The organism is Bradyrhizobium sp. HKCCYLRH3099, assembly GCF_051167855.1.
GTDB lineage: Bacteria > Pseudomonadota > Alphaproteobacteria > Rhizobiales > Xanthobacteraceae > Bradyrhizobium.
In genome coordinates this window covers 26,766-39,770 of the sequence record NZ_JBNPTW010000022.1, presented here as the reverse complement: position 1 = coordinate 39,770, position 13,005 = coordinate 26,766, and the positions used below count along the sequence as shown (strand labels likewise).

General features: G+C 66.9%; 12 protein-coding genes. 9 read left to right on the top strand and 3 right to left on the bottom strand.

Annotation, left to right across the window (positions count from 1 at the left end; all coding sequences use genetic code 11):
* Positions 1–3 precede the first annotated feature (3 nt).
* The 4 genes from ACQR1Y_RS30210 (at position 4) to ACQR1Y_RS30195 (ending at position 5,073) form a co-directional block, all read left to right on the top strand.
* Entirely contained in the window at positions 4–738 is a 735-nt protein-coding gene (locus ACQR1Y_RS30210) for an ABC transporter ATP-binding protein (RefSeq protein ID WP_434879290.1), read from the top strand.
* Positions 735–3,305, top strand: coding sequence for an ABC transporter permease (locus ACQR1Y_RS30205; RefSeq protein ID WP_434879291.1), 2,571 nt, complete (start codon positions 735–737; stop codon positions 3,303–3,305). Before ACQR1Y_RS30210 ends, ACQR1Y_RS30205 begins: the two co-directional genes overlap by 4 nt.
* Before the next feature lie 293 nt (positions 3,306–3,598).
* Positions 3,599–4,390, top strand: coding sequence for a Bax inhibitor-1/YccA family protein (locus ACQR1Y_RS30200; protein ID WP_250172563.1), 792 nt, complete (start codon positions 3,599–3,601; stop codon positions 4,388–4,390).
* Positions 4,391–4,545: 155 nt separating this feature from the next.
* Positions 4,546–5,073 carry a GNAT family N-acetyltransferase gene (locus ACQR1Y_RS30195; protein ID WP_434879292.1) on the top strand — a complete coding sequence of 176 codons (528 nt, stop codon included), beginning with the start codon at positions 4,546–4,548 and terminating at the stop codon, positions 5,071–5,073.
* Positions 5,074–5,100: 27 nt separating this feature from the next.
* Here the strand turns inward: ACQR1Y_RS30195 and ACQR1Y_RS30190 are convergent, their stop codons facing one another.
* The 3 genes from ACQR1Y_RS30190 to acnA all read right to left on the bottom strand — a co-directional run bounded on the left by ACQR1Y_RS30190 (position 5,101) and on the right by acnA (position 9,612).
* Entirely contained in the window at positions 5,101–5,466 is a 366-nt protein-coding gene (locus ACQR1Y_RS30190) for a DUF2794 domain-containing protein (protein WP_006609304.1), read from the bottom strand.
* Positions 5,467–5,916: 450 nt separating this feature from the next.
* Complete coding sequence (locus ACQR1Y_RS30185) at positions 5,917–6,702, bottom strand: DUF1223 domain-containing protein (RefSeq protein WP_434860421.1); 786 nt, start codon at positions 6,700–6,702, stop codon at positions 5,917–5,919.
* A 189-nt stretch (positions 6,703–6,891) separates the two neighbouring features.
* Positions 6,892–9,612 carry an aconitate hydratase AcnA gene (acnA, locus tag ACQR1Y_RS30180; protein WP_434879293.1) on the bottom strand — a complete coding sequence of 907 codons (2,721 nt, stop codon included), beginning with the start codon at positions 9,610–9,612 and terminating at the stop codon, positions 6,892–6,894.
* 223 nt (positions 9,613–9,835) lie between these two features.
* On the opposite strand from acnA, the gene ccmA reads away from it, so the two are divergent.
* The 5 genes from ccmA to ACQR1Y_RS30155 all read left to right on the top strand — a co-directional run bounded on the left by ccmA (position 9,836) and on the right by ACQR1Y_RS30155 (position 12,978).
* Positions 9,836–10,459, top strand: a complete 624-nt coding sequence (gene ccmA / locus ACQR1Y_RS30175; RefSeq protein ID WP_434879294.1) for a heme ABC exporter ATP-binding protein CcmA — start codon at positions 9,836–9,838, stop codon at positions 10,457–10,459.
* Positions 10,460–10,666: 207 nt separating this feature from the next.
* Positions 10,667–11,335 carry a heme exporter protein CcmB gene (gene ccmB, locus ACQR1Y_RS30170; protein WP_434879295.1) on the top strand — a complete coding sequence of 223 codons (669 nt, stop codon included), beginning with the start codon at positions 10,667–10,669 and terminating at the stop codon, positions 11,333–11,335.
* 92 nt (positions 11,336–11,427) lie between these two features.
* Positions 11,428–12,204, top strand: coding sequence for a heme ABC transporter permease (locus ACQR1Y_RS30165; protein ID WP_434879296.1), 777 nt, complete (start codon positions 11,428–11,430; stop codon positions 12,202–12,204).
* 1 nt (position 12,205) lies between these two features.
* Positions 12,206–12,385, top strand: coding sequence for a heme exporter protein CcmD (ccmD, locus tag ACQR1Y_RS30160; protein WP_434860383.1), 180 nt, complete (start codon positions 12,206–12,208; stop codon positions 12,383–12,385).
* Positions 12,382–12,978 carry a DsbE family thiol:disulfide interchange protein gene (locus ACQR1Y_RS30155; RefSeq protein ID WP_434860384.1) on the top strand — a complete coding sequence of 199 codons (597 nt, stop codon included), beginning with the start codon at positions 12,382–12,384 and terminating at the stop codon, positions 12,976–12,978. Before ccmD ends, ACQR1Y_RS30155 begins: the two co-directional genes overlap by 4 nt.
* Positions 12,979–13,005 lie beyond the last annotated feature (27 nt).

Below are 13,005 nucleotides of genomic sequence, written 5' to 3'. Positions count from 1 at the left end.
GCCATGGACAGTCTCATCGAAACCTCGCGTTTGGCCGGCACTGCGCCGGACACCATTACCATCTCCAACGTCAACCTCTCGCTCGGCACCGGCGCGGCGCGGGTTCATATCCTCAAGGACATCAGCCTGCGGGTGGGACAGGGCGAGACGATCGGCCTGATCGGCCCCTCGGGATCAGGGAAGTCCACGCTGCTGATGGTGATGGCGGGGTTGGAACGTCCGGACAGCGGTCAGGTGGTGGTCAACGGCACCGCTTTCAATGCCCTCGACGAGGACGCCCTGGCCCGGTTCCGCGGCCGCCAGGTGGGCATCGTCTTCCAGTCCTTCCATCTGATCCCGACCATGACCGCGCTGGAGAACGTGGCGGTGCCGCTCGAGCTGGCTGGCCATTCCGGCACCGCCGAGCGCGCCGCCCGCGAGCTGGAGCAGGTCGGGCTCGGCCACCGGCTGCATCACTATCCGACGCAACTGTCCGGCGGCGAGCAGCAGCGCGTGGCGCTGGCCCGCGCGCTGGCGCCAGATCCCGCGATCCTGGTCGCGGACGAGCCAACCGGCAATCTCGACGAGTCGACCGGGCGGCAGATCGTCGACCTCCTGTTCACCAAGCATGCCGAGCGCGGCATGACCCTGGTTCTCGTGACCCATGACAGCGGCCTCGCCCACCGCTGCGACCGCGTGGTGCGGCTGCGTTCGGGCCGGATCGAGGCTGATGGCGCGCACGAGCCCGCCGACGCATGAGCACGATGGCTGAGCCGATCCCTGGCCGTCGCGTGGCGGCGCTGCCCGTGCGCTACGCCTTGCGGGAGCTGCGCGGCGGCTTGCGCGGTTTCTACGTCTTCATCGCCTGCATCGCGCTCGGCGTGCTCGCCATCGCCGGCGTCGGCTCGGTGGCGGCGAGCCTCAACGACGGGCTGGTCCGCGAGGGCCGGACCTTGCTGGGCGGCGATGTCGCCTTCTCGCTGTTTCAGCGCGAGGCCAAGCCGGAGGAGATCGCCTTCCTGCGCCAACGCGGCCAGGTCTCGCTGGCGGCCACGTTGCGCGCCATGGTGCGCGCGGGCGATTCCAAGCTGGCGCTGGTCGAGCTCAAGGCCGTCGACAACGCCTATCCGCTGCTCGGCAAGGCCGAGTTGCAGCCCGACCTGCCGCTGGCCGACATCCTGGCGGAACGGGACGGCTTATTCGGCGCCGCCGCCGATCCGGCGCTCCTGGCGCGGCTCGACCTCAAGGTCGGCGACATCGTCAACATCGACACGGTCCGCTTCCAGATCCGCAGCGCCCTGCAGGCCGAGCCGGACAAGCTGTCCGGCGGCATCGGCCTCGGGCCACGCTTCCTCGTCAGCGAAGCCGGCCTGCGTGCCACGCCGCTGCTGCAGCCAGGCAGCCTGGTGCGCTGGACCTACAGGGTCCGGCTGCCCGACAACGCCACCGACGACCGCGCCGCCGCGTCCTTCATCGCCGACACCCGGCAGACACTGCCATCCGCAGGCTGGGAGATCCGCAGCCGCAGCAACGCCTCGCCGCAGCTGGAGCGGACGATCGGCCGCTTCACGCAGTTCCTGACCCTGGTCGGCCTCGCCGCGCTGCTGGTCGGCGGCGTCGGCGTCGCCAACGCCGTGAAGAGCCATGTCGACCGCCGCACCGAGGTGATCGCGGCCTTCAAGGCGCTCGGCGCCACCAGCCGTGACGTGTTCGGCATCTATCTCGTGCAGGTGATGGTGCTGGCGACGATCGGTTCGATCATCGGACTCTGCGCCGGCGCCGCCTTGCCCTTCGCCATCGTCGGCCTGTTCGGCAAGATCCTGCCGCTGCCGGTGATCCCGGCTGTCCATCCGGACGAGCTGGCGCTGTCGTTCCTCTACGGCCTGCTGACCGCACTGGCGTTCGCTCTGTGGCCGCTCGGGCGCGTCCGCGACGTGCCGGTGGCGGCGCTGTTCCGCGAGGCGGTCATCGCCGAATGGCACCGGCCGCGCTGGAGCTATCTGGCCCTGATCGCCGGTACGGTCGCGCTGCTGATCGCGGTCGTCGTCGGCCTGTCCTACGACAAGAAGATCGCCGCGGTGTTCGTGCTCGCCGCCGCTTTGGTGTTCGTGCTGTTGCGCGGGATCGCGGCTGTCGTGATGGCAATCGCGCGGGCCGTGCCGCGCAGCCGCTTTCCGATGCTGCGGCTCGCCGTCAGCAACATCTACCGGCCGGGCGCGCTGACGCCCTCAGTGGTGCTGTCGCTCGGACTGGGGCTCGCGGTGCTGGTCACCATCACCCAGATCGACGGCAATCTCAGGCGGCAATTTTTGGCGCAGCTGCCGGAGCAGGCGCCGTCGTTCTTCTTCATCGACGTGCCCTCCGGCGACGCTGACCGCTTCCGGGACTTCCTCAAGGGTCTCGCGCCGCAATCCACCGTCGACAACGTGCCGATGCTGCGCGGCCGGATCGTCTCCGCACGCGGCGTGCGCGCCGAGGATCTCAAGGCGACCGCCGACACCGAATGGGTGCTCCAGAGCGACCGCGGCCTGACCTATACCGGCGAGATCCCGAAGGGCTCGAAGGTCGTCGAGGGCGAATGGTGGAGCGACAGCTACAGCGGCCCGCCGCTGGTCTCGATCGAGAAGCGGATCGCCGACGGTCTCGGGCTCAAGCTCGGCGACGACATCGTCGTCAACGTGCTCGGGCGCGACATCACGGCGAAGATCGGCAACATGCGCACGATCGACTGGCAGGGCATGGGCATCAACTTCGTGCTGGTGTTCTCGCCGAATGCGTTCAAGGGCGCGCCCCACACGCACGTCGCCACATTGACCGAGGCCAACTCCGATGCCGCCGAGGACGCTCGCGTCATCCGCAAGGTGGCCGACGCCTTCCCGATGGTGACGAGCGTGCGGGTCCGCGAGGTGATGGAGACGGTGGGATCGGTCGTCTCCAACCTCGCACTTGCCATCCGCGGCGCCAGCGCGGTGACGCTGATCTCGGCCATCCTCGTGCTGGGCGGTGCGCTCGCCGCCGGACATCGCCATCGCGTTTACGACGCCGTCATCCTGAAGACGCTGGGCGCCACGCGGCTGCGCCTGCTCGGCGCCTACGCGCTCGAATATCTGATGATCGGATTTGCCACCGCGGCGTTCGGCGTGATCGCAGGCTCCGTCTCCGCCTGGCTGATCGTGACGCGGCTGATGACGTTGAGCTTCGCCTGGCAGGCCGGCAGCGCCGCGCTGGTCGTGCTCGCCGCGCTGGTGGTGACTGTGGGTCTCGGCCTCGCCGGCACGCTGCTGGCGCTCAACCAGAAGCCGGCAACGGTTCTGAGGAACCTTTAGGCCCCGGACGTTCGTGCCATTGTGCGTTCATGCCGCACGGTTAACGGGATTTTCACGGCGCAAACGCGCGCGGAGCGACATTCAGCCGCGCGTGGAAGCTTGCAGCAAATATGCTAGTTTCCCATTTAGGGAATGGGCTCAGAAGGCTGCCAAAGAGATCTGCCAAAAGATGGCGAATTTGCCGATGACGCAAATTTAATATCGATGGTAGCTTTGATGAGATAGGGTTTTTCGAGAACCGGCTGAAGGTCCTGCCAGGACCGGAGCGCCGGGCAACCAACGGGAATTCGACCATGTCGGACCTAGACCGCAACTATGCTTCACCCTTTGGCCGGGTGGCCGGGCGCGCCGATGCCGCGACCGTCGACGCCGGTCTGCGCGCCTACATGCTGCGCATCTACAATTACATGAGCATCGGCCTGGCCATCACCGGCCTCGCGGCACTCGGCGTCTACATGGCGTCGGTGACCGGCGATCCGGCGGCCGGCGTGTTCAAGTTCGGCAACGCCTATCTGACGCAGTTCGGCTACGCGATGTTCGTGAGCCCGCTGAAATGGCTGTTCATCCTGGCCCCGCTGGTCATGGTGTTCGCGATCTCGGCCGGCATCAACCGCCTCGCGCCGTCGACCGCGCAGATCCTGTTCTGGGTGTTCTCGGCCTTGATGGGCATCTCGCTGTCGTCGATCTTCCTGGTGTACACCCACACCTCGATCGTGCGGGTGTTCTTCATCACCGCGGCGACGTTCGGCGCGCTCAGCCTGTACGGCTACACGACCAAGCGTGACATGACGGGCATGGGCTCGTTCCTGTTCATGGGCCTGATCGGCATCGTGCTGGCGAGCCTCGTGAACCTGTTCCTGGCGAGCTCGATGCTGCAGTTCATCGTGTCGGTGATCGGCGTGTTCGTGTTCGCCGGCCTGACCGCCTGGGACACACAGCGCCTGAAGAACGAGTACATCTACGGCTACGCCTCCGCGGGCGGCGACATCGCCGAGCGCGCAGCGATCACCGGCGCCCTGTCGCTGTACTTGAACTTCATCAACCTGTTCACGCTGCTGCTGCAGCTCCTCGGACAGCGCGACTGATCCATCCGCTCGCAACACGAGCGACCTTCGAAGCCCCGGCCTCAGCGCCGGGGCTTTTCGTTTGTCCAGACGACTGAGAGCATGGCTCGCGCCGGGAGCGGCAGCCATGCTGCGACGATGTTGATCGGCTGCTTCGCCCTGGTATTGTTCCACCCATGTCCAACATCGAGATCCGGCCCACCCAGGAGGCCGACCTTCCCGCCATCACCGCCATTTACGGCCAGGCCGTCCGCGAGGGCACAGCCACCTTCGAGCTCGACCCGCCCGATCTGGCGGAGATGACCCGGCGCTTCCGGGCGCTGAGCGACGGCGGCTTTCCTTACGTCGCTGCCCTGCTGGACAGCGAGGTGGTGGGCTATGCCTATGCCGGGCCTTACCGTCCGCGCCCCGCCTATCGCTTCACGGTCGAGAACTCGGTCTATCTCGCGCCGACCAGCCAGCGCCGCGGCATCGGGATGCGGTTGATGCGGGCCTTGATCGAGGCCTGCGAGGAGCGCGGCTTCCGCCAGATGATCGCCGTCATCGGCGACTCCGCCAATGCCGGTTCGGTCGGCCTGCACACCGCCTGCGGTTTCCAGATGATCGGGACCCATCCGAGTGTCGGCCTGAAATTCGGCCGCTGGCTCGATACGGTCATGATGCAGCGGCCGCTTGGCACCGGCAGCAGCGACGTCCCGGCCTAGGTAACCTCGATCAGCGGGAGAGACGGCTCAGACCAGCGCCGGCTTCGGCGCGATCGCCAGCAGCACCCGCTCCAGCTCGTGGCCGCGGCGCAGGATCAGGCCGGTCGCCGAAATCACGCTGTACATGCCCTGCTTGCGGGCCAGCCGCGGGTCTTTCTCGATACGGTAGAGAGGCACCTCGGACGCCCGGCGGAAGACCGAGAACACGGCCCGGTCGCGCAGGAAGTCGATCGAGTAGTCGCGCCATTCGCCATCGGCGACCATGCGACCATAGAGATTGAGGATACGGTTCAGCTCAAGGCGGTCGAACGTCACCCGGGTCGGCGCTGCGGCCGCGTTGCGCGCCGCCGCGCGATTCTCGCTGGGGTCGGCATCCTCCGGGGTGAGGTTCATGAGCGTCCTCCTGTCATCCGTGTGACATGATCGCGCCAACCGGCGGAAGCCGCAAGGGGCCGTTTTCATTATCGAACTTCGCGGCGCCCGCGTCGAACGCGAGTTCCACGAACACGCAGGCGTCACGGGATCGTTAGCGGAATCATAATCGCGCCGCGTTTCCGCCTACGGACCGCCCCCGATCCTGGGCATAAGATTCGTGTGCGTTGGCCCGGTCCTTTCGGTTCCGGATTCCTCAGCCCCCAGCCCCCCGGGGTCGTCAGGATCGGGTCTATTCACAAGTAAGGCAAAGGGCCAACGCAAGTTGGTCCTTTTGCTTTTTGGCGCGAGCCCATCGATCGAGCCCATGGATCGAGCCCATGGCTTGATGCTGTGATGCGGACCGGCTGCCGCGGAGGGACCGGAGCCTTCCGCAGGCGGATGCGCTGCAAAGATGATCGGGGAGAGGTCTCAGCGCTCGGGAGCGCGCGCCGTCGCCGACGCCCGGCTCACCAGCGGCGGCAGATCGGAAAGGGCAGCGCCGAGCATCAGACCCGGCCGGTCGCGGCTGCCGTCCTGCAGATAGACCACGGCGCCATCGACGCCCTCACGGGCGATCTTGTCGAGCGGAACGCTCCAGTTCATCGGCGACCCATTCCAGTCGCCCAGCTTCATCAAGCCACGGACCACGTTGTAATAGGTGAGCTCCCGGCCGCCATTCTCGCCGCGCGCGACCTGGATCGGGACGACGCGCGCAATCGAGCCGACCCAGACCTCACCATGCTTGCGCGGCGCGTGCTCGCCGGCAGCGGCCACCGCCACTGTGAGCTCCTGGCCCTCGATCGACAGGCTGACCGGGACGGACATCACCGCGCCACCTCGGGCCGTTTCCTCGATCGCCCCTTCGATCGCGTCGCGATCGCTGCCGATCACATGCACGGAGCCGTTGACCACCGCCTGCGGGGTGTAGACCTCACGGTCGCCGCGCGCCCGCGAATAAGCGCGCTGCCGCGCCGTGAAGCGGGAATCGGCCAACGTGTCCTTCCAGCCGAGATAGTCCCAGTAATCGATCGGCAGGGACAGCGCGATGATGGTGGGATCGCGCGCGAGGTCGCCGAGCACCTTGTCGGCCGGCGGACAGGACGAGCAGCCCTGCGACGTGAACAGTTCGATCACCGCACGCGGGTCGGCGGCCGCCGGCCGGACGAAGGCAATGACCGCACAGACACCCAGCGCCGCGCGCGACCACCACGACATCTGTCCACTCATCGCCACTGTCCCGTCTGGACCACCGTCCGCTGCGCCCTAGCGCATCACCCTATCCGCGATGCCGTCCTCGTAGTTAACAAACCGAAAATGCAAAGGAGGCGGCCCTTGTCATAGGCCGCCTCCTTCATCACCCGCTACTCACTTCAGAGTGAGCCAAACTGTCGCATCGCGCTGTGGTTAAGCGGCGAGCTTGCGCAGCACGTAGTGCAGGATGCCGCCGTTCCGGTAGTAGTCCAGCTCGTCCAGCGTATCGATCCGGCAGAGCAGCGGCACCTGCTGCGCCGCACCGTTGGCCGAGATGATCTCGGCGGTCAGGGTCTGGCGCGGCTTCAAGTCGCCCTGGAGGCCCTTGATGGTGACCTTCTCGTCGCCCTTCAGGCCCAGCGACGACCACGACGTGCCCTCCTGGAACGTGAGCGGCAGCACGCCCATGCCGACCAGGTTCGAGCGGTGGATGCGCTCGAAGCTCTGGCAGATCACGGCGCGGACGCCGAGCAGGCGGGTACCCTTGGCGGCCCAGTCGCGCGACGAGCCGTTGCCGTATTCGGCGCCGGCGAACACCACCAGCGGCACGCCCTCTTCCTGGTACTTCATGGCGGCGTCGTAGATCGACATCTGCTCGCCGTCGGGCCAGTGCTTGGTCAGGCCGCCCTCGGGGATGTTGCCGTCGGCGCCCTTGAGCATGAAGTTCTTGATGCGGATGTTGGCGAAGGTGCCGCGCATCATGATCTCGTGATTGCCGCGGCGGGTGCCGTACTGGTTGAAGTCGGCCGGGCGGACCTGATGCTCGCTGAGGAACTTGCCGGCGGGCGAGGTCAGCTTGATCGAACCGGCCGGCGAGATGTGGTCGGTGGTGATCTTGTCGCCGAACAGCGCCAGCACGCGGGCCTCGACGATGTCCTTGATCGGCTCCGGCTCCTTCTTCATGCCCTCGAAATACGGCGGGTTCTGCACGTAGGTCGACGACATGTTCCAGCGATAGGTCTCGCTCTCGACGGTCTTGATCTTGCGCCAATTGGTGTCGCCCTTGAACACGTCGGCGTAGCGCTTCTTGAAGATCGACGCCTTGACGAACTTCTTGACGAAGTCATTGACCTCCTTCGTCGTCGGCCAGATGTCCTTCAGGTAGACCGGCTTCTTGTCCTTGCCGATGCCGATCGGCTCGACCGCGAGGTCCTTGGTCACGGTGCCGGCGAGCGCGTAGGCGACGACCAGCGGCGGCGAGGCCAGGTAGTTCGCCTGCACGTCCGGCGAGACGCGGCCTTCGAAATTGCGGTTGCCCGACAGCACCGCCGCCGCGACGACGCCATTGTCGTTGATCGACTTCGAGATCTCCTCCGGCAGCGGACCCGAATTGCCGATGCAGGTGGTGCAGCCGAAGCCGACCAAGTTGAAGCCGACCTTGTCGAGGTCCTTCTGCAGGCCGGAGTTAGCGAGGTATTCAGCAACCACTTGGCTGCCCGGGGCGAGCGAGGTCTTCACCCACGGCTTGGCCTTGAGGCCCTTGGCGGCGGCGTTGCGGGCCAAGAGGCCGGCGCCGATCAGCACGCTCGGGTTCGAGGTGTTGGTGCAGGAGGTGATGGCGGCGATGACGACGTCGCCATGGCCGATGTCGAAATCCTTGCCCTCGACCGGGAAGCGCTGATCGGCGCCATCCGGCTTCTTGTATTCGCCGGCCAGCGCGGTGGCGAAACCCTCGGCCACCGCGGGGAGCGCGATGCGGCCTTCAGGACGCTTCGGACCGGCCATCGACGGCACGACGTCGCCGAGATCGAGATTCAGCGTCTCGGTGAACACCGGGTCTGGCGACTTGGCGGTACGGAAGAGGCCCTGCGCCTTGGCATAGGCTTCGACCAGCGCGACGCGCGGTCCCTTGCGGCCCGAGGTCTTGAGATAGTCGATGGTCGCAGTGTCGACGGGGAAGAAGCCGCAGGTCGCGCCGTATTCGGGGGCCATGTTGGCGATGGTCGACTTGTCGGCGACCGAGAGATGGTCGAGGCCGGGGCCGAAGAACTCGACGAACTTGCCGACGACGCCGAGCTTGCGCAGCATCTGGGTCACGGTCAGCACGAGGTCGGTGGCGGTGACGCCTTCCTTCAGCGCGCCGGTCAGCTTGAAGCCGACGACGTCAGGCAGCAGCATCGACAGCGGCTGGCCGAGCATGCAGGCCTCGGCCTCGATGCCGCCGACGCCCCAGCCGAGCACGGCCAGACCATTGACCATGGTGGTGTGCGAATCAGTTCCGACCAGCGAGTCCGGATAGGCGACCTCGAAGGTGCCCTTGGTGCGGCCGACCGTCATCTTCTCCTTCTTGGTCCAGACCGTCTGCGCCAGGTATTCGAGGTTGACCTGGTGGCAGATGCCGGTGCCCGGGGGCACGACGGAGAAGTTCGAGAACGCCTTCTGGCCCCACTTCAGAAATTCGTAGCGCTCCTGGTTCTGCTTGTACTCCTCGGCGACGTTCTTGCCGAACGCCTTGTTGTCACCGAAGTAGTTCACGATCACCGAGTGGTCGATGACGAGGTCGACCGGCACCAGCGGGTTGATCTTCTCGGCATCGCCGCCGAGCGCCTGCATCGCATTGCGCATCGCGGCGAGGTCGACCACGGCGGGGACACCGGTGAAATCCTGCATCAGCACGCGCGCCGGGCGGAAGGCGATCTCGTGCTCCAGCGACTTCTTGCGCAGCCATTTCGACACCGCGACGATGTCGTCCTTGGTGACGGTGCGGCCGTCCTCGTTACGCAAGAGGTTCTCGAGCAGCACCTTCATCGAGTACGGCAGCTTCGAGATGTCCTTGAGACCGTTCTTCTCGGCTGTGGGCAAGCTGTAATAGATGTAGCTCTTCGTTCCGACCTTGAGGGTCTTGCGACACTTGAAGCTGTCGAGCGAGGTCATGCGTGGGAATCCCAATTGATCTGTATACCCTGAGGGGGTATTTTCGAACCGTCAGCGCGAGGCGCCGGATGGCTTGCAGCGGGCGATTGTGTGCTGCATCAAGGTCGGGCTTATAGAAGCTTTCTAACTGCGTCGCTACAGAGACAATCAAGTCCTGGCGTGGCATCACCCACAAATTCTCGCACGCTAGCCATCAATTTCGTAAGGGCTGTCACGACGCGCCATGCAGCAGTCTCCACCACCGTCTCCAAGGCTGTTCGGACACGACGTCAGATGCGTGCGCGGCGGCCGCGAGGTGTTCTCAAGCCTTGCCTTCGAGGCCCGCGCGGGCGAGGCGCTCGCCGTGACCGGGCACAATGGCGCGGGCAAGACCTCGCTGCTGCGGCTGATCGCGGGCCTCCTGCTGCCGGCCGGCGGCACCATCGCCATCGAGGGCGGCGAGGGTGAGCTGACGGTGCCCGAGCAGGCGCATTATCTCGGCCACCGCGACGCGCTGAAGCCGGCGCTCAGTGTGCGCGAGAACCTGACGTTCTGGGCCGACTTCCTCGGCGGCGGAATGACGCGGCCAATTCCGGATTGCCTGGCCGCCGTCGGCATCGCCCACGCGATCGATCTGCCGGCGGGCTATCTCTCCGCCGGCCAGCGCCGCCGCCTGTCCCTGGCCCGCCTGCTTGCCGTGCCGCGCCTGCTGTGGCTGCTGGACGAGCCGACAGCCGCGCTCGACGTCGCCGGACAGGCGATGTTCGCAGGGCTGATGCGCGAGCATCTCGCCGGCGGCGGCCTGATCGTCGCAGCGACGCATGGCCCGCTGGGCATCGACACGCGAGAGCTGCGGATTGGAAATTGAGCTGATGTTCATGGGACAGGCAACTCTTCGCCACGGCGCCGCTGCGCTCCCCTCCCCCTTGCGGGGAGGGGTTGGGGGTGGGGGTCCCAGCAAAGACTGCCCGTGTGGACCCCCACCCCCGACCCCTCCCCGCAGGGGGGAGGGGAGCGCAGCCAGCTCGGAGCAGCAGGATCGCTCCCAAGCATTTCTCCGGAAGGCCCACTCCGCATGACCGCCCTCGGTGCCCTCATCCGCCGCGACATCCGGATCGCGCTGCGCATCGGCGGCGGTGCGCTGATCGGCGTGCTGTTCTTCCTCACCGTCGTCGTGCTGATGCCGTTCGCCGTCGGCCCCGACCTCGCCCTGCTTACCCGCCTCGGCCCGGCCATTCTCTGGCTCGGCGCCCTGCTCGCCAGCCTGCTGACGCTCGACCGCCTGTTCACGGCCGACCACGAGGACGGCTCGCTCGACCTGATCATCATGAGCCGCACCCCGCTGGAGCTCGCCTGCGCCGCGAAGGCGCTGGCGCATTGGCTCGCCGCCGGGCTGCCGCTGGTGATCGCGACCCCCGTGCTCGGCCTGCTGCTCAACCTCGATGCCACCGCCACCGGCGCCGTCGCGCTGACCCTGCTCGCCGGCACGCCGGCGCTGACCTTCATCGGCATGACCGGCGCGGCCCTTGCGGTGACGATGTCGCGCGGCGGCCTGCTGCTGGCCGTTCTGGTCCTGCCGCTGTCCATTCCAGTCCTTATCTTCGGCGTCGCAGCGTCGCAGGCTGCCATTGTCGGCCCGCTGCCGTTCGGGGCGCCGTTCTCGATCCTCTGCGCGCTGTCGCTGGTCAGCTTCGTGATCGGCCCGTTCGCAGCTGCAACCAGCCTGCGCAACGGCCTGGACTAACGGAACACCGGCGGGGTTTGACCATGATCAACTCTTGGCCAGCCGCGCCGTGCTGATGGACTGCAACCGCTTCCGCCTTTAACAAGGTTTTCATGTCGCTGATCGACCTCGCCAATCCCACCAGGTTCCTTGCGCTCGCCGCGCGCCTCTTGCCGTGGCTGGCGCTGGTCACCGTCGTGCTGCTGGGCGCCGGCCTGTATCTCTCGGCGCTGGCGCCGGACGACTACCAGCAGGGCGCGACCGTCAAGATCATGTTCATCCACGTGCCCAATGCGTGGCTGTCGATGTTCGTCTGGGGCGTCATGAGCATCGCCTCGCTCGGCACGCTGGTGTGGCGGCATCCGCTCGCCGACGTCGCCGCCAAGGCCGCCGCGCCGATCGGCGCCAGCTTCACCTTCCTGGCGCTACTCACCGGCTCGCTGTGGGGCCGGCCGATGTGGGGCACCTATTGGGAATGGGACGCGCGGCTGACCTCGGTGCTGATCCTGTTCCTGATGTATCTCGGCCTGATGGCGCTGTGGCGTTCGGTCGAGGATCCGACCCGCGCCGCGCGCGCCGCCGCCGTGCTGACCTTGGTCGGCGCGATCAACCTGCCGATCATCAAGTTCTCGGTCGACTGGTGGAACACCTTGCATCAGCCGGCCTCGGTGATGCGGATGGGCGGCCCGGCGCTCGACAAGTCGTTCCTGATCCCGCTGCTGGTGATGGCGATCGGTTTCTCGCTCCTGTTCATCACCCTGCATGTGGCCGCGATGCGCAACGAGATCCTGCGCCGGCGCGTACGCAGCCTGCAGATGATGCAGGCGCGCGCGTATCAAGGCAGTGCGCCGTCCGGCGGCACGACCAGCCAGGCCGTGGGAGCGACGTGAGATGGACCTCGGCCCCTACACCTCCTTCATCGCCACCTCCTATCTCGCCGCAGCGCTGGTCGTCGTGCTGCTGATCGCCTGGATCGCGATCGACTACCGCACCCAGAAGGCGCGACTGCGCGCGCTCGAGGAGAGCGGCATCAGCCGCCGCTCCGGCCGCGCCGCCACGGACACGCCATGACCGATCAAACCGCCCCCGAGGCCGCGCCGCGCCGGCGCTCGCTGTTGATGCTGCTGCCGCTCGTGATGTTTCTCGGGCTGGCGGCGCTGTTCTGGTTCCGGCTCGGCAATGGCGATCCCTCGCGGATTCCATCGGCGCTGATCGGCCGTCCCGCGCCGAGCACGCCGCTGCCGGCTCTCCCCGAGCTCGCCAAGGACGGCACGGCTGTGCCCGGGCTCGATCCGGCCGTGCTCAAGGGCAAGGTCAGCATCGTCAACGTCTGGGCCTCCTGGTGCGTGCCCTGCCACGACGAGGCGCCGCTGCTGGTCGACCTCGGCCGCGACAAGCGCTTCCAGATCATCGGCATCAACTACAAGGACGGCGCCGACAACGCCCGCCGCTTCCTCGGCCGCTACGGCAATCCCTATGACGTCGTCGGCGTCGACGGCAACGGCCGCGCCGGCATCGAATGGGGCGTCTACGGCGTGCCGGAGACGTTCGTGGTGGGGCGTGAGGGCACCATCGTCTACAAGCTGGTCGGCCCGATCACGGCGCAGAATATCGACGCCGTGCTGAAGCCGGAGATCGAGAAGGCGCTGAAGACGGGCGGTTAGTCGGCCCACCGTGCAAGCGATGCTGCG

Coding starts and splice junctions, on each gene's coding strand:
- ACQR1Y_RS30210 (WP_434879290.1), top strand. CDS start 4: ATGGACAGTCTCATCGAAACCTCGCGTTTGGCCGGCACTGCGCCGGAC.
- ACQR1Y_RS30205 (WP_434879291.1), top strand. CDS start 735: ATGAGCACGATGGCTGAGCCGATCCCTGGCCGTCGCGTGGCGGCGCTG.
- ACQR1Y_RS30200 (WP_250172563.1), top strand. CDS start 3,599: ATGTCGGACCTAGACCGCAACTATGCTTCACCCTTTGGCCGGGTGGCC.
- ACQR1Y_RS30195 (WP_434879292.1), top strand. CDS start 4,546: ATGTCCAACATCGAGATCCGGCCCACCCAGGAGGCCGACCTTCCCGCC.
- ACQR1Y_RS30190 (WP_006609304.1), bottom strand. CDS start 5,466: ATGAACCTCACCCCGGAGGATGCCGACCCCAGCGAGAATCGCGCGGCG.
- ACQR1Y_RS30185 (WP_434860421.1), bottom strand. CDS start 6,702: ATGTCGTGGTGGTCGCGCGCGGCGCTGGGTGTCTGTGCGGTCATTGCC.
- acnA (WP_434879293.1), bottom strand. CDS start 9,612: ATGACCTCGCTCGACAGCTTCAAGTGTCGCAAGACCCTCAAGGTCGGA.
- ccmA (WP_434879294.1), top strand. CDS start 9,836: ATGCAGCAGTCTCCACCACCGTCTCCAAGGCTGTTCGGACACGACGTC.
- ccmB (WP_434879295.1), top strand. CDS start 10,667: ATGACCGCCCTCGGTGCCCTCATCCGCCGCGACATCCGGATCGCGCTG.
- ACQR1Y_RS30165 (WP_434879296.1), top strand. CDS start 11,428: ATGTCGCTGATCGACCTCGCCAATCCCACCAGGTTCCTTGCGCTCGCC.
- ccmD (WP_434860383.1), top strand. CDS start 12,206: ATGGACCTCGGCCCCTACACCTCCTTCATCGCCACCTCCTATCTCGCC.
- ACQR1Y_RS30155 (WP_434860384.1), top strand. CDS start 12,382: ATGACCGATCAAACCGCCCCCGAGGCCGCGCCGCGCCGGCGCTCGCTG.